We start from the raw sequence: 20,593 nt of genomic DNA on the forward strand, positions 1-20,593 counted from the left end.
ACGGTGGACCTCTCGGCCGAGTTCACCGGCCTGATCACCACCCCGCGGGCCTATTCCGCCTCGTCGAAGATCATCACCACTGCGGACGAGATGCTGCAGGAACTCATCAATATCAAACGCTGATCGGCCGGTAGGTAGTCGTTAAGCATAATGAATCGTCGCTTCAACATCGTTAGCCAAAGCTGTCCGGGCGCGGAGAGGTTTATCTTCTCCTTCACCACGACGCTTAAACGGCCCTTAGGCGCGGCTGCGTATTGTCACCCTACAAGTTTTGGTGGGGACGAGGTTTAAAGCCATGTTGCAAGAGCGGCGCCTGAACAGCAAAGGCGAACAATACGTGGTCGGACCCACTGGCACCCCGCTGACCCTGCGGGACCTTCCGCCCCCCAATACCGACCGCTGGGTCATTCGCCGCAAGGCGGAGGTCGTGGCGGCCGTGCGCGGCGGACTGTTGACCCTCGAGGACGCCCTCGAGAAGTACCGTCTGACGGCCGAGGAGTTCATCGCCTGGCAGAAGGCGATCGACAAATGGGGCATGCAGGGCCTGCGCACCACGCGCATCCAGAGCTACCGCTCCTAAGGCCTGTGGTCGAAGACATCGAACGGCCCCGTCGCAAGACGGGGCCGTTTTTGTTTGGTCGAGAGTCAGGTCGCGGGCCGGTTGATGCAGAGGTCAGCGACCTCCCATCCCGCGACCAGTTGCAATAGATCCAGCAGGTAGTTGTAGTCGTCCTCGAACCGACGGGCCGGGTAGGTCACGGCGGTCGAAGCCTCGCCTTCGGTGGCGGTCAGAGTCGCGCCCGACATCAGGGCGTCGAACCAGGCCGCGTCCTGGGCCGTGGGCGGCGTGGTGCGAACCACGGAGACAGCACGACCTCTGCTGGAGCCGAAGTCGCCGCTGAGTCGGCGAGGGACGGTCGCGTCGTCCGTCGCTCCGATCTCCAGCGTGATGCGATCGACCGCCGGCCTGTGCGGCGCGAAATCAGACGAGACCTTCAGCACCACGACCGGGTTCCGGGCCAGGGGGATGGTCATTTCGCCGCGATAGCCTTGGGGGCCCCGCGCGATGATGCGGCCACGCCCCTCGCCGATCTCGCCTTCCAGTCCGCAGATCGGTTTGGGCAGGGGGGCGGCGGCGGGCGGGGACGTCCGGGCGGGACCTTGGGCGGCGGCACGCGCCGATGACCCGGCGAAGGGCGGGAGTACGGCGAAGGCCAGGATCAGCAGCGATACAAACGGCCTGTTCGACAACAGGATTCCCACCATGAAACGCGAAGCGACATCCGGCGGTCGCGGCTGCAAATCTCTCGCCGAGGCCGGTGGATTTGTCCATGCGGCGTGGGGGCCTCGAAATCGCCCGTCCGAACGCCTAGATTGCGGCCATGAGCCTGATTGAGCCCGTCGCCTGCCCGATCCCGGACATCGCCCCCATGTCGTCTCCGGCCGACATGGATGCGGCGATCGAGAGCGCGCGTCTGGCGGTCGGTCTGCCGGTCGGGTCGCGCGTGGTCGCGGCCATGTCGGGCGGGGTGGACTCAACCGTCGTCGCCGCCCTGCTGGCCAAGGCCGGCTATGACGTCGTCGGGGTGACGCTGCAGCTCTACGACCACGGGGCGGCGCTGAAGAAGAAGGGCGCCTGCTGCGCTGGCCAGGACATCCACGACGCCCGGCTGGCGGCGGACAGCCTGGGCATCCCCCATTATGTGCTCGACTACGAAAGCCGGTTCCGCGACGCGGTGATCGACCAGTTCGCCGACGATTATCTGCGCGGCCGGACGCCCGTGCCCTGCATCCGCTGCAACCAGACGGTGAAGTTCCGCGACCTGCTGGACGTGGCCCGCGACCTGGGCGCCGAGGCCATGGCGACCGGCCACTATGTCCGCCGGGCGATCGGCCCGACCGGCAAGGCCCAGATGAGGAAGGCCATCGACCCCTCGCGCGACCAGTCCTACTTCCTGTTCGCCACCACGCCCGAGCAGCTCGACTATCTGCGCTTTCCCCTGGCCGATCTGGAAAAGCCCCAGGTGCGTGGCGTGGCGGCCGAACTGGGCCTGAACATCGCCGCCAAGCCGGACAGCCAGGACATCTGTTTCGTGCCGTCCGGCGATTACCGGACCCTGATCAACCGGCTGAGGCCCGAGGGCGCCGAGCCCGGCCAGATCGACCACACTGACGGCCGGGTTCTGGGCGATCACGGCGGCATCACCGGCTACACCATCGGCCAGCGCCGGGGGTTGAACGTCGCCGTGGGCGAGCCCCTGTTTGTGACCAAGCTGGAGCCCGAAACGCGCCGCGTCGTCGTCGGCCCGCGCGAAGCCCTGCTGACCGCGTCCCTGACCCTGGGCGAGACCAACTGGCTGGGCGATCAGCCGACCATCGAGGACGCGGCCCGTGCGGGTGCGCCGGTGCTGGCGCGTGTGCGCTCGACCCGTCCGCCCTCCCCGGCCCGGCTGACCTTCGAGGACGGTGTCGTGGGGGTGGCCTTCAAAACGGGCGAGGAAGGCGTGGCGCCGGGTCAGGCCTGCGCCCTCTATGACCCTGCCGATCCCGACCGTCTGTTGGGCGGCGGCTTCATCACGGGGACAACGGCGGTTGCCTGACGTCCCTTTGGCGGCCGCGTCAGGCGATCGGCTTCACCTGCACACGCGCACGGGCCTGCCCGACGACATGCGGGTGCTTCTGGCCGACTATCCGAAAGAACGTTGGGGCGAACCGACCCTGGCGGAGATGGCGCGCTTCTGGCTGGGCGTACACGACAACTTCCGCCGGCATCACGCCCATATGGTCGCCATCGCCGATCACTGGCGGGCGGGCCATTCCGACCTGCGCGGCCTGCATGGCCGCCTGATCCCCACGGTGCAGGACTTCCTCCAGCACCTGGACATGCACCACCGGATCGAAAGCAGTCAGTACTTCCCGACCTTCCGCCGGGTGGATCCCCGCATCGCCCACGGAGTGGATCTGCTGGATCGCGACCATGACGTCGTCCACGAGGATCTCGACCGGCTGTTCAAGGCGGCCGTCGCCTTTCACCAGGACCTGCAGGGCGGCGCGCCCACCGCCACAGACCGCGCCAGCGCCCTGGCCGACGTGATCGAGATGATGGGCCCGCGCGTTCTGCGCCACCTCCACGATGAGGAGGAGATCGTCATTCCCCTGATCGCCACGCGTGCTCACGAGATCGGGGGCGACGAGATCGGCTGAGCCTTGCGCGGCCGCATGACGCGGTTCCATTAAATGCACGACAGACTGCATCCACCGTGGTCTGTTGCCGCCTCTAACGGTCAGATCAATCGCCATGGGGCCACCGATGAAATCCGCCAACCTCGTATCCGCCTTCGCCCTTCTGGCGACGCTTTCCGCCGTGGCCCTGCCGCACCCGACCTTCGCGGCCGAGCCTGCAAGCGCCGGCGCCCCGATGGCGAGCACCCAGGCGGCGACGCCGACCTATACGGCGGCCCAGTTCTTCGACACCACCAGCTACAGCCTGGCGAACGGGGGACCGAACACCTTCTCGCCAGACGGCCGGTTCGTGCTGATCAGTTCTGACAAGACCGGGGTGATCAACACCTATGCCCAGCCGGTGGCGGGCGGCGAGCCCGTCCAGCTGACGACCTCGACGACCAGCGCCGCGCGCGGCGTCAGCTACTTCCCCGACGACGCCCGCATCCTGTTCAGCCAGGACGGCGGCGGCGACGAGCTGACCCATCTGTTCGTCCGCGCCGAGGACGGCAAGGTCACGGACCTGACGCCCGGCGAGAAGGAAAAAGCCGACTTCTTCGGCTGGAGCCAGGACGGCAAGACCTTCTATGTGACGTCCAACGCCCGCGACGCCTCGGCCTTCGACGTGATCGCCTATGACGCGGCGACCTATGAGAAGCGCGTCGCCTTCGAGAACACCGGCGGCTTCTCGCCCGCCGCCCTGTCGCCGGACGGCCGCTGGCTGGTGCTGGACAAGGCCCTGACCAGCGCGAACAACGATCTTTATCTGGTCGATTTGATGCAGGCGGGCGGCGAGCCGAAGCTGCTGACGCCGCATGAGGGGAACGTCGCCTATACCGCCTATGACTTCACCCCGGATTCGAAGGCCGTCCTGATCGGCACGGATGAGAACGGCGAGTTCCAGCAGGCGATCCGCCACGACCTCGCCACCGGCCAGAACACCCCCCTGATCCAGGCCGACTGGGATGTCAGCTTCGTCTTTTATTCGCCGTCGGGACGGTATCGGGTCTCGGGTTTGAACGCCGACGCCAAGACCGAGCTGACCCTGCTGGACACGACCACCAACCAGCCGGTCACCCTGAGCGGTCTGCCGGACGGCGACATCGGGGCGGTGCGGTTCACCGAAGACGACAGCCGGATGGCCTTCACCGTCGCCTCAGACACCTCCCCATCCGACATCTTCGTCGCCGACCTCGCGACCGGCCGGGCCACCCGCCTGACCCACGCCCTGAACCCGGCCATCGACGAGGCCAATCTGGTCGAGGCGACCATCGTCCGTTACCCGGGCGAGGGCGGCGTGATGATCCCGGCAGTGCTCTACAAGCCCAGGGACGCCTCGGCCGCCAACCCGGCCCCGGCCATCGTCTTGGTCCACGGCGGCCCCGGCGGCCAGACGCGGCGCGGCTATTCCGCCATGGTCCAGCATCTGGTGAACCACGGCTATGCGGTGCTGGGCGCCAACAACCGGGGCTCATCCGGATACGGCAAGACCTTCTTCCACATGGACGACAAGAAGCACGGCGAGGCGGACCTGCGCGACATCGTCGCCGGGGGCCAGTGGCTGCGCGAACAGGACTGGGTCGCCGACGACCAGGTGGCGGTGATGGGCGGATCCTATGGCGGCTACATCACCGCCGCCGCCCTGGCCTTCCACCCCGAGGCCTTCGAGGCCGGGGTCAACATCTTCGGCGTGACCAACTGGGTGCGGACGCTGGAATCCATCCCCGCCTGGTGGGGCGCCCAGCGCATCGCCCTGTTCGACGAGATGGGCGATCCGGCGACCGACGCCGAGCGCCACCGCCGCATCTCGCCCCTGTTCCATGCCGGAAACATCCGCCGGCCCCTGCTGGTGGTCCAGGGCGCCAACGACCCCCGCGTGCTGCAGGTCGAGAGCGACGAACTGGTCGCCGCCGTCCGGGCCAACAACGTGCCGGTCGAATACGTCCTCTTCCCCAACGAGGGCCACGGCTTCACCCGCCGCGACAACCGCATCACCGCCCAGGACGCCTATCTGAAGTTCCTCGACGAACACGTGCGGAAGTAGGGCCTTGCCGCGCCGTCGTCCTCCGCCATAGAGGGGATGACGGCCGGCGCCGCGGCGCGTGTGGCGACTGGAGGGTTCGACTTGCTCACTCGCCGCGACGTTCTGGCGTCCGCCTCCGCCGCCGTTCTCGTTGTCGATCCGGGAAAAGGACCTGTGTGGCGCCCGATCGACCAGATCGGGCGAGACCTGCACGGTTGCTGGGAGAACACGGCCACCGGCCATGTCGTCCAGATATCGTCGGCGGGGGCGGAGGTCTTCCATCGACTGGACGACGTCTGGTTCCGCGACCCGGGCCTGACACCCGAGTTTCGGCTGTTCGCGCACGAGGGCGATATCCTGAGGCTTCAGGCCTACGACTATCGCGCGACGCCATTCCTTCTTCAGGCCCCGGCTCTGTTGAAGAGAACCGACGCCATGCCGCCGCCCACGGTTCTCGCCCAGGACGACAGGCGGTCTCCGGCCGAGGTGTTCGACCTGATCTGTCGCAGCTTCGACCGGCACTACGCCTTCTTCCCCGAACGCGGCGTCGATTGGGACGCAGCCCGGGGAGCCTCATCGTCCGACCTTGCCGATGACCGTGCGGTGTTTGACCGCCTCAGCCAGATGCTGGCGCCGCTGGGCGACGGCCACGTCAATCTGTCCAGCGGAACCCTTCAGTTCAACGCCGGGAAGTCGGCCCTTCGCGACAGGTTGGGGCAGTCCTGGCGGGCGGCGGGCTCGGAAGGCGCAGAACAGGATTTCGTATCGCGCTGGAGCCGGGATTCGCGATCCTCCACCCTCGCCCTTCTTGACCCGGGCAGCTACCGGTCGGGCGCCAATGCCGCCCTGGAATGGGGCCGGATCGGCCGTTCCGGTTACCTCCGCATCAACCGGTTCTCCGGCTTTCTCGACGGAGCCTCGTCGCGGCAGGAGCAGGTGGAGGCGCTGACCCGGACGCTGGCCCAGGCCGAGGCGGATTTCCTCACGACACGACATGTCATCGTCGACGTCGTCCACAACGGCGGAGGCAACGATGCGGCGGCCATGGTGGTCGCGCGGCATTTCGCGGACCGGCCCCGTCGCGTTCTGACCTATGCGACCCGCAACATGCCGGACCAGACCATCGACCTTCAGCCAGGCGCGACGGCCTATCCCCGACCCGTGACCCTCGTCACCAGCGAGATCACCGCCAGCGCGGCGGAGTGTTTCGTTGTGATGATGCGGGCCTTTCCCCATGTCGCCCATATGGGAGGGCGGACGCGAGGCATCCTGTCGTCCATGCTGCCCAAGCCCTTCCCCAACGGCTTCATGGCGACCATGGCCTATCAGCGGGTGCTGGACGCCCAGGGCGCACTGTACGAAGCCCGTGGAATACTCCCGACCCGCGAGATGGCGGTCTTTCCGGAAAGCGACCTCGGCGGAGGTTACGCCCGGGTCATCGACCAACTGGCCCGGGACGAAGGCGTATGAGATCCAATGACCCGGTCTCCGCCATCGTCGGCTCACAAGCCCTTCTCGCGGGAGACGACCGATGCGCGGCATAGACTTCAGTTCCTGGCAGAGCCTGATGACGACCTTGATCGGTCTGGCCCTGGTCACCCTGATCGGCATGGGCATACGGCTGGTGATGATGTTCACCATCCAGCAGCGCCGCGAGCGGATGAACCGCCAAATCAACGAGCGGCTGAAGACCCTGATCGCGGCCTACAAGGTGCTTGGCGGCTCCTTCACCGGCGACCTGACCGTCGATCCGCGCCACCTGCGCGACATCCGCGCCGGGACGGATCCCGAGGCGGTCGGGGCGAGCGAACCGTCCGACCGGCCGCGCCGCATCCGGGACGCCGTCGAGGCGGCCCTGGCGGACATCGTGCTTCTGGGCACGGAAGAGCAGGTCCGTCTGGCCGAGCGGGCGGCGCGGGATCTGGTGGGGGGCCGGCCGGTCCATGTCCATGAACTGGTCGTCTCCCTGCGAGACTTCATTCGCGCGGCTCTGGACCTCGATCCCGTGCCGGCGGACATCGCCATTCCTCATCAGGGCCCGACCCGCCCGTCCGGCGCGGGCGGCAGGGGCGGCGATCGCGGCAAAGCCGGAGGCGGTGGCGGCGGCAGCGGTGGCGGCGGAATGGGTATGGGAATGGGCGGCGGCGGCGGAATGGGGGTCGACACGTCCGACGAGGCGACCCCCCCTTCGCGATCCTGACCTCAGACCGGCGACATCGGCCCCCGCCGGGCGAAACCGGCGTCGTGGCTGACCTCGGTCGCGGCCCAGCCGTGTTCGCCCAGAAGCTCACGATGCCGGGCGAAGGGCGTGGTCATGAAGGCGCGCGACAGGTCGTTCAGAGGCCCAAGCACCGTTTCGGCCTCCATCCGCGCCAGCCAGGCGACGAGGCGCGGCCAGCGGTCGGCGGAGGGCTCCACCCCGACGACCTGGGCGTTCAGGAAGGCGGGCGCCAGGCTGAAGTCGGCGATCGAGACCTCGCCGAACAGGAATCCCTCGGCCGGGATCTGGCTTTCCAGATAGTCGAACAGTTCCGGCGCTTCCTCATCGCGCGCCTTTTCGATCAGGGCGCGTTCGGGCGGTTCCTTCAGGGTGCGGGGCTTGACCACCATCTGGAAGAACAGCTTCCAGCCCAGGACGTCGAACAGGCGGGTGTCGGCGAACTCCTCGATCCAGCGGGCGCGGGCGCGCTGGACCGGATCGTCCGGCCAAAGCGACGGCGCGGGCCGCGTCTCCTCCAGATACTGGACGATGATGCTGGAGTCGCAGAGCGTCAGGTCGCCCTCGATCCAGACCGGAATGCGGCGCAGAGGGCTGAGGGCGGCGAAGGCGTCGTCGCCCCGGAACGGCGTGATCGGGTCGATCCGGACCTCGACCCCCTTCATCCTGCAGACCGCCAGCACCTTGCGGACATAGGGCGAGACCGGATTGCCGATGACGGTGATGGGGCCGGTCAAGCTCAGGCCGCCTCATCCTTGGGCATGACCTCGCCGACCGTGGGGCAGTCGGCGATGCGGTGGGTGATGATGTCACGCCGATTGACGATCTCGCCGCAGCAGGAGCAGGCCAGACGGGGCGAGAGTTCGGCGCCGCAGGTCGCGTGCTTGAAGCTGATGCCCGGGTCGATGTCCTGATACAGGTGTTTGGAACCCCAGCCGTGCAGGGTGATGAGGACGTCCGAAAGGTCACGCCCCTTGCGGGTCAGGACGTATTCGTTGCGCGGCGGACGCTCGGAATAGAGGCGCGGCTCCAGCACCCCATGCTGGACCAGGCTCTTCAGCCGCGAGGCCAGGACGTTGCGGGCCACGCCCAGCTGGTCCTGCCACTGTTCGAACCGGGTCGTGCCGTTGAAGGCGTCCCGGATGACCAGGAGGGTCCACGGATCGCCGATGACCTCCAGCGTCGCGGCGATCGAACAGCTTTGTTTTGAATAGTCTGCGGTGCGGCCCATGCAGGGAAAGTGACCTCGCGTCAGTCTTTTTGCAAGTGGGTTGCCAAACGGAACGCTCTAGGTCAGTCTTGTTTGGCAACGCACGAAGGGCTCCCGGCCGTTCCTGCGCCTGCATTCCTCGACTTGCGGGCGGAGGCCGGGCTTCCGCCCGCCTTCTTGTGACGGTATCGGAACCGGATGACGCTCCAGACCCTCGAAGACGCCCTGACCCTGACGGCCGATGCGGATGGGGTCCTGACGGCGGTGCTGACCGGCGACTTCTCGAACGGCCAGATCAGCGCTCCACCGGAGAAGGGGTTTCCGTTCGGCGGCCTGCTTGCGGCCCTGTCGGCCAGGGCCATGCGCGACGGGCTGAGCCTGAGCGCCCCTCTGCGCAGCCTGTCGGTCCAGTATCTGGCGGCCGCGACCTATGAGGCGTCGGTGCGGTTCGAGCCCCGCCTGCTGCGCGGCGGTCGGACCATCGCCTATACGGCGCTGGAGGTGCGGCAGGGCGAGCGACTGACCCATCACGCCCAGGCGACCTGGGGCGCCGACGAAGACAGCGGCGTGTCGATCCCGGCTCTGATCGTTCCGCCGCCGCCGCTGGACAGTCTGGACCCGCGCCGGACGCTGTCGGGACCGCTGGCGCCGCGCTTTTCCCAGCACGTCGACTATCGCTTCGAGACCGGCCCGAGCCTGCTCCGGGGCAAGCCCGGCCCCGAGGCGATCGAGCGGCTGTGGATGCGAACGAAGGACGGCGCGTCGCTGGACGAACTTCGCCTCTGCTACCTGATGGACGCCCTCTATCCACCGGCCTGGGTAGCGGCCTCCAGCCCGTTGCGGATGGCGACGGTGGACCTGCGCTACGACATCCTGAACGATCCGACGCCGGAGACGGCGCCCGACGGCTGGGCCTTCTTCGAGTTCAAGATGCTGGACCTCGGCAAGGGCTGGACCGTGGACGACCTGACCGTATGGGGCGCCGACGGGACGCCCCTGGCCATCGGCCGCCAGCGCCGGAAGGCGTCTCCCACCCGCGCCGCCGGACAGGGCTGACCCTGACGGCCCGCTTGCATCACTGGCCGCGAAGGCCGATCTGACCTGCCGAGTATCAAGGAGTTCCGCCCATGACCGCCCACGATCCCATCGTCATCGTCGCCTTCGCCCGCACGCCCATGGGCGGCTTCCAGGGCGCGCTGGGCGGCGTGAAGGCCACCGACCTCGGCGCGGCCGCTGTGAAAGCCGCCGTCGAGCGGGCGGGCGTTGCGCCGGAGAAGGTCGACCAGATCTATATGGGCTGCGTCCTGCCTGCCGGCCTCGGCCAGGCGCCGGCGCGTCAGGCGGCCCTGGGCGCGGGCCTCGGTCTTCATGTGGAGGCGACCACCGTCAACAAGATGTGCGGATCGGGCCTGCAGGCGGTGATGATGGCGTCGGACGCCCTGTCGGCCGGATCGGCGGACGTCATCGTCGCGGGCGGCATGGAGTCCATGACCGGCGCTCCCTATCTGATGAACAAGCACCGCAGCGGCGCCCGCATCGGCCACGACGTGATCGTGGACTCGATGATGATGGACGGGCTGGAGGACGCCTATTCGCCCGGCAAGCCCATGGGCGCCTTCGCCGAGGACGCGGCCCGGTCCTATCAGTTCACGCGCGAGGCCCAGGACGCCTATGCGGTCGAGAGCCTGACCCGGGCCAATGCGGCCATCGCCTCGGGCGCCTTCGCCGCCGAGATCACGCCCGTGGAGGTCAAGACCCGCAAGGGCGTCGAGACCGTCTCGGTCGATGAACAGCCCGGCAAGGCCATGCCGGAGAAGATCCCGGGCCTGAAGCCCGCCTTCGACAAGGAGGGGACGATCACCGCCGCCTCCTCCGCCTCGATCAGCGACGGCGCCGCAGCCCTGGTCCTGACGCGCGAGAGCGTGGCGCGGGCTCTGCACCTGCCGGTCATCGCCCGCATCGTCAGCCACGCCGCCCACGCCCATGAGCCCGGCCTGTTCACCACCGCCCCGGTGCCCGCCATCCAGAAGGCGCTGAAGAAGGCCGGCTGGTCGGTCGAGGACGTCGACCTGTGGGAGGTCAACGAGGCCTTCGCCGTGGTGCCGAGGATCGCGATGCATGACCTCGGCATCGACCATGCGAAGCGGACCGTGAACGGCGGCGCGACGGCCCTGGGTCATCCCATCGGCGCCTCGGGCGCGCGGGTGCTGGCCACCCTGCTGGGCGCGCTTCGGGCGCGGGGCGGCAAGAAGGGCGTGGCCAGCCTGTGCATCGGCGGCGGCGAGGCCGTGGCCCTGGCGGTGGAGCTGGCCTGAGCCCCAAAATGGTGCCGTCATCCTCGGGCTTGACCCGAGGATCGGGTGTTATGCGGGCTGTGCGTCGCCTTCATCGCACCAGCGGCGGACCGTCCGGCCCTCGGGTCAAGCCCGAGGGTGACGGAGGGGTGTGAGAGATCAGATCCCCTGAACGATCTTCTCGATGCGCGCCGCAACGGCGTTCAGCGCCTCGGCCACGCCGTCGGGCGAAGCGGGGTGCAGGGCCGGCGGGGCTGGGACGGGCTCGCCGTTCTGGGCGGCCATGCGGGCCTCGTGCAGCTGATCGGCCAGCAACAGGGACGCCATCAGGAACAGTTTCAGGTCGCCGACCTGACCCACGTCCTCGGCGACCGAGCGCACATGGGCGTCGAATTCCTTGGCCAGGATGCGGACCCGCTCTTCCTGCCCGTCGGCGCAGCCCACGGAATAGGGACGGCCGTTCACGTCCACGGTGACGGTGGCCATCAGTCGTCCTCGTCTTCTTCGTCGTCGTCGATCTCCGGGTCTTCGTCCCGGAGCATGGCGGCGCGCAACTCGTCGATGGCGCGGCCGAGGGCGTCGGACGCGTCCTGACCGGCGGCCTCCAGCTGGGCGATGCGGGCCTGAAGCCCGCGGTCGGTCGCCCCGTCCACGGACGGGATGGCGAACAGGTCGTCGTCCTCGATCGGGCGCGCCGTCGCCGGTCGCGCCTTGAGTTCGTTCACCTTGCGCTCAAGAGCCGCCAGCGCCCGGTCGATGCGGGCGCGGGCGGCGGTGGTGGCGTCCGCCATCAATCATCCTCCAGATTTCATATAGAACCTGACTGCGCCCCGGGGTAAAGCGGCGCCGCCCCCAATTCACCGACTTCCGCCGAAAGGCCACCCCATGTCCGACGCCAAAGCCCTCGCCAAAGCCACGCCCAAGCAGATGGCCGATGCGATCCGCGTCCTGGCCATGGACGGCGTCGAGAAGGCCAAGTCGGGCCACCCCGGCATGCCCATGGGCATGGCCGACGTGGCGACGGTGCTGTTTTCCAAATTCCTGAAGTTCGACGCGAGTCGCCCCGACTGGGCCGACCGCGACCGCTTCATCCTGTCGGCCGGCCACGGGTCGATGCTGATCTACGCCCTGCTGCACCTGACGGGCTACAAGGCCGCGACCAAGGAAGAACTGTCCAACTTCCGTCAGTGGGGATCGAAGACCGCGGGTCACCCCGAATACGGCCACATGCCCGGCGTGGAGGTCACCACCGGCCCCCTGGGTCAGGGTCTGGCCACGTCGGTCGGCTTCGCCATGGCCGAGGCCCATCTGGCGGCCAAATACGGCGACGACCTGGTGGACCACCGGACCTGGGTCGTGGCCGGGGACGGCTGTCTGATGGAGGGGGTGTCGCAGGAGGCCATCGCCTTGGCCGGGCGGCTGAAGCTGTCGAAGCTGACGGTCCTGTGGGACGACAACGAGATCACCATCGACGGAAAGGTGTCCCTGTCGGACGCGACCGACCAGAAGGGCCGGTTCAAGGCCGCCGGCTGGGCGGTGAAGGCCGTGGACGGCCATGACATGAAGGCGATCAAGTCGGCCCTGCAGTGGGCGATCAAGCAGGACAAACCCACCCTGATCGCCTGCAAGACCCAGATCGGGCGCGGCGCGGCCACCATGGCCGGCAGCCACAAGACCCACGGCGCGGCCCTGGGCGCGGCCGAGATCGCCGCCACTCGGCTGGGTCTCGCCTGGGATCACGACCCGTTCGAGATGCCGGAAAACATCCTGTCGGCCTGGCGCAAGGTCGGCCGTCGCGGGGCCAAGGCCCGCAAGGCCTGGGAAGCGCGCCTGAACGCCTCGAAACAGGCGGCCGACTTCACCCGCGCCATCAAGGGCGACCTGCCCGAAGGCGCCTTCGACGCCCTGAACGCCAAGATCGCCGAACTGGTCGAGACCCAGCCCGCCCAGGCCACACGCCAGTCTTCGGGCGCGGCCCTGGACCAGCTGTTCGGCGCCATCCCCGAACTGGTCGGGGGCTCGGCCGACCTGACCGGATCGAACAACACCTTCGTGGCCGGCACGCCGATCCTCGACGCCCCGACCTATGAAGGCCGCTACGTCAACTACGGCATCCGCGAGTTCGGCATGGCGGCGGCGATGAACGGCCTGGCCCTGCACGGCGGGGTCATCCCCTACGGCGGCACCTTCATGGTCTTCTCGGACTACAGCCGTCCGGCGATCCGTCTGGGCGCCCTGATGGGGGTGCGCGCCATTCACGTCCTGACCCACGATTCCATCGGTCTGGGCGAGGACGGCCCGACCCACCAGCCGGTCGAGCATCTGGCGGCGCTCCGCGCCATTCCCAACCTGAACGTCTTCCGCCCGGCCGACACCATCGAGGCCATGGAGGCCTGGCAGATCGCCCTGTCGTCAAAGACCACGCCCTCGGCCCTGTGCCTGTCGCGCCAGAAGACGCCGGCGGTGCGGACAGCGGTATCCAGCGAGAACCTGACGGCCAGGGGCGCCTATGAAATCAAGGCGGCTTCTTCTGAGGCCAGGGCCACCCTGTTCGGGACCGGCACGGAGCTTGCCCTGGCGCTGAAGGCCGCCGAGACGCTGGAGGCCGAAGGCGTGCCCACCCGCGTCGTCTCCGTCCCCTCGTTCGAGCTGTTCGAACAACAGGACGCGGCCTACCAGGCCTCGGTCATCGGCCGCGGCACCGTGCGCGTCGCCTGCGAAGCCGCGATCAAACAGGGCTGGGAGCGGTTCATCGGCGAGGACGGCGCCTTCGTCGGCATGACCGGCTTCGGCGCTTCGGCTCCGGCGGAGGTCTTGTACGAGAAGTTCGGCATCACCTCCGACGCCATCGTCGCGGCGGTGAAGGCGCGGCTCTAAAGCCATGAAACTCGGCACCCCGCTTTCCGACACCGCCGTCCGCGTCATGCTGCTGGGCTCCGGCGAGCTCGGCAAGGAAGTGGCGATCGAGCTGCAGCGGCTGGGCGCCGAGGTGATCGCCGTGGACCGCTATCCCAACGCCCCGGCCATGCAGGTGGCGCACCGCAGCCACGTCATCCCGATGACCGACCCCCAGGTGCTGAACGGCGTCATCCTGGCCGAGGCGCCGCACATCATCGTGCCCGAGATCGAGGCCATCGCCACCGAGGTTCTGGCCGACATCGAGGCGGCAGGTCTGGCGACCGTCATCCCCACCGCCCGGGCGGTCCAGTTGACCATGAACCGCGAGGGCATCCGGCGTCTGGCGGCCGAGGAGCTGGGCCTGCCGACCAGCCCGTTCGCCTTCGCCGGCTCGGCCGAGGACCTGGCGGCGGGGGCCGAGGCCGTCGGCTATCCCTGCTTCGTCAAGCCGGTGATGTCGTCTTCGGGCAAGGGCCAGTCGTTCGTGGAGAACCCGGACGAGATCGCCGACGCCTGGGGCTATGCCCAGTCGGGCGGGCGGGTCGAGACGGCGCGGGTCATCGTCGAGGGCCGCATCGACTTCGATTTCGAGATCACCCTGCTGACCGTGCGTTCCCTTCAAAACGGCCAGGTCGTCACGGATTTCTGCGCACCCATCGGCCACCGTCAGGTCAAGGGCGACTATGTCGAGAGCTGGCAGCCGCAGACGATGAGCCCGGCCGCCCTCGCCGCCTCGCAGGACATCGCCGGCAAGGTGACCGAGGCCTTGGGCGGGCTCGGCGTCTTCGGCGTCGAACTGTTCGTGAAGGGCGACCGGGTCTGGTTCTCGGAGGTGTCTCCCCGCCCTCACGACACCGGCCTGGTGACCCTGGCCACCCAGACCCAGAGCGAGTTCGCCCTGCACGCCCGCGCCATCCTGGGTCTGCCTGTGGACGTCAGCCAGCGCGATGTCGGCGCCAGCGCGGTGATCTATGGCGGCATGGAGGCGGCAGGAGTCGCTTTCGAGGGCGTGGCCCAGGCCCTGTCCGTGCCGACCGCCGACCTGCGTCTGTTCGGCAAGCCCGAAGCCTTCGAGCGACGCCGCATGGGGGTGGCCACGGCGCGGGGCGCGACGGTCGAGGACGCCCGCGAACGGGCGCGCGAAGCGGCGGGCAAGGTCCGGGTCGTTCGCGGCTGAGCCTCAGAGGCTCGGAGCCGGCCCGGCTTCGGATCGCTCTGTACGCAGGGCGGCGATGGCGGCCTCCAGGGCCGTGTCGCGGCCGATGCGCCGATCCTCGGGCGTGATCTCCGCCACGATGTCCGGGGTCACCCCACGCTTCTCCAGCCGCACGCCGCGCGCCGTGACGAAGTCGGCCCGGCTCAGCGACAGCCGGCCGCCGTCGGGCAGGGTGGTGTTCTGGGAGATCAGGACCGCGCCCGGCGTCTTGGCCCCCACCACCACGGCGCGGCCGAACTCCTGCAGCGCGGCGGGGGTCAGTTCAGCGGCGCTGCGGCTGGCGCCGTCGATCAGCACGGCCAGACTGTTGGGCGCCGGCGCCTCCAGATCGCCACAGCCGCGCCGGATCCGCATATTGACCGCCCGGCCTGACCGCATGGTGCGCACGGCCCACATCGACCGATCGGGCAGGAAGCAGGACAGGACCGCGTCGGCCTCCCGCAACAGCCCGCCGGGGTTCGACCTTAGATCGACGACGACCTCCGTCTCCGGCGAGACCTCGGCCAGCCGGGCGCCCATCCAGTCGCCGAGACCCGGCTCGAACCCCTCGACGCGCAGCACCAGGACGCCGGGTCGTGAAGCGTCGGCCACGAACGGCGGCAAGGGGTCCATGATCCGGGGCGTCAGTTCGACGGCGCGAACGGCTCCGACCTCATCCGTGAAGTCCAGGCTGAGGGGCTGTCCCTCGACCAGTTCAAGATCCGGCGACCAGCCGCGCGCGCCGGCCGCCAGCCGCCAGCCGATCTGGACGCCCGCGACATCGGCCGGAGAGCCTTCGCGCACCCGTTCGATCCGCCAGGCCCCCTCGCGATCCGGACTCAGCGTCACCCCCAGGACCGGACGACGGCGGCGCAGGGCGTCCTGTCGTCGCGTCACGGCGGGCGACATGGCCCGGGCGTGGCTGTCGTCCAGAAGCCCGAGCATCCGGTCCAGCACGCGGTAGAGATCGGCGTCGTTGGTCGCCGCCAGGGCCTGGGGCCGATAGTCGGTCCGGGCCGCCGCCCAGTCCACGCCGTGCAGTTTCGGATCGTAATAGCCGCGCCGCACCTCGTCCCAGACACGGTCGAACACGCGCTGGTTCATAACGCGCCGTTCGGGGGTCGGCGCGGCAGGAGCGGAGACGGCCGCCGTCGGCGCCTCGGCCAGGGCGCCCGAGACCGGGGCGAGCGTCGCCAGAATCCCGGCGGCGACGGCCACGGCGAGGCGGCGGGGCGTCAAAAGACCTGAGCGATAACGACCGGGAACGGACATGAAACCCACACTAGACGAACGCGCGCCGCGCTCCAGTCACGGAACGCGGCGCGCGGCGAAGTCCGTCGGTCTGGCCGCGATCAGGCGGCGGGACGTTCTATCCGCCGGGTAAAGACGCGGACGTCCGACCCCGGGCCGTGCTCGCCGGTCTCGAGCGCGCCCGAGCCGTCCTTGTCCATCCTGCGGAAGGCGTCTCGCATGGGCGCGAGGAACTCGTCTTCCGACACCTTGCCGTCCTTGTCCTTGTCGAGATCGCCCGGACCGTCGTCGTCGCCCATGCGGAAGATGGCGGGAGGGCCGCCTTCCCCCTCGCCGCGCCGGATCAGGAAGCGGGTGGCGCCCTCGGGCCCGCCGGGTCCGTCCGGGCCGCCGATGAAGATCGTGCGATCCAGGCCGCCGCCGGGCCCGGAACCGCCCGGTCCGCCGCCGCCCAGGATCAGGCGAGCGGTGCTGCGGCCCTCGGCCAGTTCGTCGGTCGAGATGCGACCGTCGTTGTTGCGGTCCAGCACGCGGAAGGCCTCATCTGAAGGACCGACATATTCTTCACGCGTGATGAAGCCTTCTTCACGCGTGATGAAGCCGTCCCCGTCCTTGTCGAGGCGGGCCGGACCGCCGGCTTGCGCGCCATCGGCTCGCACGAGGCGAACGTCGCGCTCCACCCGTGGCAGGGCGGGCGGCGCGTCCTGGCCGGACAGGGCTGCGGCGAGGCTGAGAGCGATGAGCATGGACTTCCCTCCGAATTATGATGGCCCGAGCTTTCCCACGGCCGGCTTTCATGCGTGTTTCAGCCGACCCGACCAATGTTTCAGGATTGAAATGATGCGGACGTTCTGTTGCGGCATAGGGCGGCCATGACCCTGGACATCACCGCCCGCATCCTCGTTGTCGACGACGACCCCGGCATCCGCGAAGTGCTGTGCGACTATCTCGGCCAGCATGGCTATGAAGCGACGGGCGCGGCCTCGGCGGCCGAGATGGACCGGGCGCTGCAGGCCTCGAACATCGACCTGATCGTGCTGGATCTGATGATGCCGGGCGAGGACGGCCTGTCGGTCGTGCGCCGGCTGGGGCGCGCCGGGCCGCCCATCGTCATGCTCAGCGCCATGGGCGAGGACACCGACCGGATCGTCGGGCTGGAGCTGGGCGCCGACGACTATCTGGCCAAGCCGTGCAATCCGCGCGAACTGCTGGCCCGCGTGCGGGCGGTGTTGCGCCGACCGCGCGAGGAGGCGCCCGGAGACGCCGCGCCGGCCCTGACGTTCGCGGGCTGGCGGCTGGATCTGGTGCGGCGTGAACTGACCCGGCCGGACGGCGGGCAGGTCGGGCTGTCGGGCGGTGAGTTCAGCCTGTTGCGCGCCCTGGCCGAACGGGCCGGGCGAATTCTGACCCGCGACCAGCTGCTGGAAGCCGCCAAGGGCGCGGACGCCGATGTCTATGACCGGGCCATGGACGTCCAGATCAGCCGACTGCGCAAGAAGCTGGATGACGGCTCGGGCCTCGAGATGATCCAGACGGTGCGTGGCGAGGGCTATATGTTCGACGTGAAGGTGACGCGGCGATGAGCGCCGGCCAGCCTCGGTCGGCCCGGCGCGAGGGCCTGGGGCGACTGTCGTCCATGCCGGTCCTGGCCTCGGTCGCGGCACTGGCGGCATTGGCCGTGGTGATGACCCAGGCGGCCGCGTTCGTGGTGTTGCTGCTGGCGCCGGAGCCCCGTCCCTCCGGGCTCAGGATACAGGCCGCCGCCGAGGCCCTCAGCGGCCGTCCTGCCGAGACCGGCGATGGCCGCGCCCTGACGCGTCGCATCGGCGACGCTCCGATCACCGTGCCGGAAGAGCAGGCCCGTGATCCCCTGGCCCTGACCCTGCGCGCCGCCCTGGCGAGCCAGCTCGGCGTGCCGGCCGAGGCGGTGCGGCTGAAGGTCGAACGACGCGGGCCTCCCGGCCCGTTCCGCCGTCGCGGCCCCCCGCCGATGGCCATGCCCGGTCCGCCCGGAGGATCGATGGATGGTCGCGACAATGTGGTCGTGTTCCAGCGCCGGGCCGACGGGCCCCTCCCCCCGGACTGGAAGATTGAAGGTCGGGGACCGATCGAGGGCGGCAGGCGCATCGTCGTGACGGGCGCCACCGTCTCCGGCGCCACAGCGACCGAGACCATGACGCGTCAGTTCTCGGTCCTGGCGGACCGCGTGACGTTCGAACCCTTTTCCGCCTCCCTGAAACTGCCGGACGGCCGCTGGGCGACGGTCGAGCCGCCGCGCGACGTGATAGCGCCCTGGCAGATGCGGATCCTGTTCTCCATGCTGGTGTCGATGCTGGTGCTGGCGCCGGTCGTCTGGTTCCTGGCGCAGAGGATCACCCGACCGATCCGGGCCTTCGCCGAGGCGGCCGAGCGGCTGGGCGCCGACCCCGACGCCGAGCCATTGCCCGCGCGCGGGCCGACCGAGGTGCGCACCGCCATCGCCGCTTTCAACGAGATGCAGGACGCCATCCGGGGTCATATCCGCAAGCGGACCCAGACCGTCGCCGCCATCGCCCACGACCTGCGCACCCCCCTGACCCGGCTGCGGTTCCGGGCCGAACAAGCGCCGGAGGCCCTGCGCGACCGGATGGCCGGCGACATCGAGGAGATGGACGCCCTGATCGCCCAGGCCATGGCCTATGTGCGCGGCGAGACCCCGCCCGAACGGCTGGAGTCCCTGGACCTGAACACCCTGACCCGGGCCTGCGCCGCCGGATTCGCCGAAACGGGGGTGGACGTCGCCTTCAAGGGGCGGGCGCGGCTGAACGTCGTGGGCGACCCGGCGGGGCTGAAGCGAGCAGTCTCGAACCTCATCGACAATGCCGTGAAATTCGGCGGGGCCGCCCGTGTCTCGACCGGCATCCTCGACGGGCTGGCGACGGTCACGGTCGAGGACGACGGGCCGGGGCTCGACGAGGCCGAGCTGGAGGCCGTGCTGGAGCCCTTCGTGCGCGGCGAGCAGTCGAGGAACCGCGAGACCGGCGGCGCGGGTTTGGGCCTGGCCGTCGCGCGTCAGGCGGCGCGGGCGTCCGGCGGCGATCTGGTGCTGTCGAACCGGCCCGAGGGCGGGCTGAGCGCGCGGCTGAGCCTGCCGCTCGCCCGCTGACGCGCCGCACCGGTTCCGGGCAAGCGTCACAGTCCCTCATCCGATGTGACATCGACGGGGTTGATCCCCGGGCGGCGAGGTTCCATTGAAGCGCGCAACGAGAACAGCCCGCTTCAGGAGATCCCGCCCATGACCGTCCGCGTCGCCATCAACGGCTTCGGCCGCATCGGCCGCCTTGTCCTCCGCTCGATCGTCGAGCATGGCCGCACGGACATCGAGGTGGTGGCGATCAACGATCTGGGCCCGGTGGAGACCAACGCCCACCTGTTCCGCTACGACTCGGTCCACGGCCGCTTCCCCGGCACGGTGACGACGGGCGAGGACTGGATCGACGTCGGCACGGGCAAGATCAAGGTCACGGCCGAGCGCGATCCGGCCAACCTGCCGCACGCCGAGCTGAAGGTGGACATCGCCTTCGAATGTACGGGCATCTTCACCGCCAAGGACAAGGCCTCGGCCCACCTGAAGGCCGGCGCCAAGCGGGTGCTGGTCTCGGCCCCGGCCGACAACGCCGACAAGACCATCGTGTTCAAGGTCAACCACGAGACCCTGACCGCCGACGACATCGTCGTGTCCAACGGCTCGTGCACCACCAACGCCCTGGCCCCGGTCGCCAAGGTCCTTCACGACCTGTTCGGCATCGAGCGCGGCTACATGACCACCATCCACTCCTACACCGGCGATCAGCCGACGCTGGATACGATGCACAAGGATCTGTACCGCGCCCGCGCCGCCGCCCTGTCGATGATCCCGACCTCGACCGGCGCCGCCAAGGCCCTGGGCCTGGTCCTGCCGGAACTGAAGGGCAAGCTGGACGGATCGTCGATCCGCGTCCCGACCCCGAACGTGTCGGTCGTCGATCTGAAGGTCGTCGCCGGCCGCGAAGTCACCGTCGAGGAGATCAACGCCGCGCTTCAGGCCGCCGCCGACGGCCCGATGAAGGGCGTGCTGGCCACGACCGTCGAGCCGCTGGTGTCGCACGACCTGAACCACGTGGCCGCCTCGTCCACCGCCGCCCTGCCCCAGACCCAGGTCGTCGACGGCAAGCTGGCCCGCGTCCTGACCTGGTACGACAACGAATGGGGCTTCGCGACGCGGATGGCCGACACCGCGCTGGTGATGGCGAAGTTCCTCTAG

Annotated in this window: 21 protein-coding genes; 14 read left to right on the forward strand and 7 right to left on the reverse strand. The window is 69.2% G+C overall.

Translation table 11 applies throughout. The annotated features are described in order from the left end of the window. Together ACT6QK_RS06770 and sciP are read left to right on the forward strand one after the other, a co-directional pair. The coding region (locus ACT6QK_RS06770; RefSeq protein ID WP_444597094.1) for a flagellar basal body rod C-terminal domain-containing protein at window positions 1-123 on the forward strand (123 nt) is incomplete at its 5' end. A 172-nt stretch (window positions 124-295) separates the two neighbouring features. Then, the gene (gene sciP / locus ACT6QK_RS06775) at window positions 296-580 is read left to right on the forward strand and encodes a CtrA inhibitor SciP (protein WP_444597056.1); all 285 of its coding nucleotides are present in this window, start codon (window positions 296-298) and stop codon (window positions 578-580) included. A 65-nt stretch (window positions 581-645) separates the two neighbouring features. Here the strand turns inward: sciP and ACT6QK_RS06780 are convergent, their stop codons facing one another. Then, window positions 646-1,251, reverse strand: coding sequence for a hypothetical protein (locus ACT6QK_RS06780; protein WP_444597057.1), 606 nt, complete (start codon window positions 1,249-1,251; stop codon window positions 646-648). Between the two features lie 131 nt (window positions 1,252-1,382). Between ACT6QK_RS06780 and mnmA the strand changes: the two genes are divergently transcribed. The 5 genes from mnmA to ACT6QK_RS06805 all read left to right on the forward strand — a co-directional run bounded on the left by mnmA (window position 1,383) and on the right by ACT6QK_RS06805 (window position 7,445). Next, window positions 1,383-2,600: a tRNA 2-thiouridine(34) synthase MnmA gene (mnmA, locus tag ACT6QK_RS06785; RefSeq protein ID WP_444597058.1), complete on the forward strand. Its 1,218-nt coding sequence runs from the start codon at window positions 1,383-1,385 to the stop codon at window positions 2,598-2,600. Next, a complete protein-coding gene (locus ACT6QK_RS06790) occupies window positions 2,593-3,204 on the forward strand; it encodes a hemerythrin domain-containing protein (RefSeq protein ID WP_444597059.1) in 612 nt (203 codons plus the stop codon). Before mnmA ends, ACT6QK_RS06790 begins: the two co-directional genes overlap by 8 nt. Window positions 3,205-3,310: 106 nt before the next feature. Next, window positions 3,311-5,266 (forward strand): S9 family peptidase, encoded by a 1,956-nt coding sequence (locus tag ACT6QK_RS06795; RefSeq protein WP_444597060.1) that lies wholly within the window; start codon window positions 3,311-3,313, stop codon window positions 5,264-5,266. Window positions 5,267-5,347: 81 nt separating this feature from the next. Beyond that, entirely contained in the window at window positions 5,348-6,715 is a 1,368-nt protein-coding gene (locus ACT6QK_RS06800) for a S41 family peptidase (RefSeq protein WP_444597061.1), read from the forward strand. A 61-nt stretch (window positions 6,716-6,776) separates the two neighbouring features. Next, complete coding sequence (locus ACT6QK_RS06805; protein WP_444597062.1) at window positions 6,777-7,445, forward strand: hypothetical protein; 669 nt, start codon at window positions 6,777-6,779, stop codon at window positions 7,443-7,445. A 2-nt stretch (window positions 7,446-7,447) separates the two neighbouring features. On the opposite strand, the gene ACT6QK_RS06810 is transcribed toward ACT6QK_RS06805, so the two are convergent. Beyond that, window positions 7,448-8,200: a glutathione S-transferase family protein gene (locus ACT6QK_RS06810; protein ID WP_444597063.1), complete on the reverse strand. Its 753-nt coding sequence runs from the start codon at window positions 8,198-8,200 to the stop codon at window positions 7,448-7,450. Window positions 8,201-8,202: 2 nt separating this feature from the next. After that, window positions 8,203-8,694, reverse strand: a complete 492-nt coding sequence (locus ACT6QK_RS06815) for a winged helix-turn-helix transcriptional regulator (RefSeq protein WP_444597064.1) — start codon at window positions 8,692-8,694, stop codon at window positions 8,203-8,205. A 177-nt stretch (window positions 8,695-8,871) separates the two neighbouring features. Here ACT6QK_RS06815 and ACT6QK_RS06820 point away from each other — a divergent pair, with 177 nt between their 5' ends. Then, window positions 8,872-9,729, forward strand: coding sequence for an acyl-CoA thioesterase (locus tag ACT6QK_RS06820; RefSeq protein ID WP_444597065.1), 858 nt, complete (start codon window positions 8,872-8,874; stop codon window positions 9,727-9,729). Between the two features lie 71 nt (window positions 9,730-9,800). Then, window positions 9,801-10,988, forward strand: a complete 1,188-nt coding sequence (locus ACT6QK_RS06825) for an acetyl-CoA C-acyltransferase (protein ID WP_444597066.1) — start codon at window positions 9,801-9,803, stop codon at window positions 10,986-10,988. A 138-nt stretch (window positions 10,989-11,126) separates the two neighbouring features. Here ACT6QK_RS06825 and ACT6QK_RS06830 read toward each other — a convergent pair whose 3' ends face one another. Together ACT6QK_RS06830 and ACT6QK_RS06835 are read right to left on the reverse strand one after the other, a co-directional pair. Next, window positions 11,127-11,453, reverse strand: a complete 327-nt coding sequence (locus ACT6QK_RS06830; protein ID WP_444597067.1) for a cell division protein ZapA — start codon at window positions 11,451-11,453, stop codon at window positions 11,127-11,129. Next, window positions 11,453-11,758 carry a hypothetical protein gene (locus ACT6QK_RS06835; RefSeq protein WP_444597068.1) on the reverse strand — a complete coding sequence of 102 codons (306 nt, stop codon included), beginning with the start codon at window positions 11,756-11,758 and terminating at the stop codon, window positions 11,453-11,455. The genes ACT6QK_RS06830 and ACT6QK_RS06835 overlap by 1 nt, the downstream gene beginning before the upstream one ends. A 94-nt stretch (window positions 11,759-11,852) precedes the next feature. On the opposite strand from ACT6QK_RS06835, the gene tkt reads away from it, so the two are divergent. Both tkt and purT read left to right on the forward strand, forming a co-directional pair. Continuing rightward, complete coding sequence (gene tkt, locus ACT6QK_RS06840; protein ID WP_444597069.1) at window positions 11,853-13,844, forward strand: transketolase; 1,992 nt, start codon at window positions 11,853-11,855, stop codon at window positions 13,842-13,844. A 4-nt stretch (window positions 13,845-13,848) separates the two neighbouring features. Further along, window positions 13,849-15,042 carry a formate-dependent phosphoribosylglycinamide formyltransferase gene (gene purT / locus ACT6QK_RS06845; protein ID WP_444597070.1) on the forward strand — a complete coding sequence of 398 codons (1,194 nt, stop codon included), beginning with the start codon at window positions 13,849-13,851 and terminating at the stop codon, window positions 15,040-15,042. Window positions 15,043-15,045: 3 nt separating this feature from the next. Here the strand turns inward: purT and ACT6QK_RS06850 are convergent, their stop codons facing one another. Beyond that, window positions 15,046-16,332 carry a S41 family peptidase gene (locus ACT6QK_RS06850; protein ID WP_444597071.1) on the reverse strand — a complete coding sequence of 429 codons (1,287 nt, stop codon included), beginning with the start codon at window positions 16,330-16,332 and terminating at the stop codon, window positions 15,046-15,048. Between the two features lie 80 nt (window positions 16,333-16,412). Beyond that, window positions 16,413-17,057 carry an EF-hand domain-containing protein gene (locus ACT6QK_RS06855; RefSeq protein WP_444597072.1) on the reverse strand — a complete coding sequence of 215 codons (645 nt, stop codon included), beginning with the start codon at window positions 17,055-17,057 and terminating at the stop codon, window positions 16,413-16,415. A gap of 126 nt (window positions 17,058-17,183) precedes the next feature. Here ACT6QK_RS06855 and ACT6QK_RS06860 point away from each other — a divergent pair, with 126 nt between their 5' ends. The 3 genes from ACT6QK_RS06860 (at window position 17,184) to gap (ending at window position 20,593) form a co-directional block, all read left to right on the forward strand. After that, complete coding sequence (locus ACT6QK_RS06860) at window positions 17,184-17,894, forward strand: response regulator (protein WP_444597073.1); 711 nt, start codon at window positions 17,184-17,186, stop codon at window positions 17,892-17,894. After that, window positions 17,891-19,456 carry an ATP-binding protein gene (locus tag ACT6QK_RS06865; protein ID WP_444597074.1) on the forward strand — a complete coding sequence of 522 codons (1,566 nt, stop codon included), beginning with the start codon at window positions 17,891-17,893 and terminating at the stop codon, window positions 19,454-19,456. Before ACT6QK_RS06860 ends, ACT6QK_RS06865 begins: the two co-directional genes overlap by 4 nt. A 129-nt stretch (window positions 19,457-19,585) precedes the next feature. After that, window positions 19,586-20,593, forward strand: coding sequence for a type I glyceraldehyde-3-phosphate dehydrogenase (gene gap / locus ACT6QK_RS06870; RefSeq protein WP_444597075.1), 1,008 nt, complete (start codon window positions 19,586-19,588; stop codon window positions 20,591-20,593).

The sequence above is a fragment of the Brevundimonas sp. genome, assembly GCF_052436175.1.
In the GTDB taxonomy this organism is placed as follows: Bacteria; Pseudomonadota; Alphaproteobacteria; order Caulobacterales; family Caulobacteraceae; genus Brevundimonas.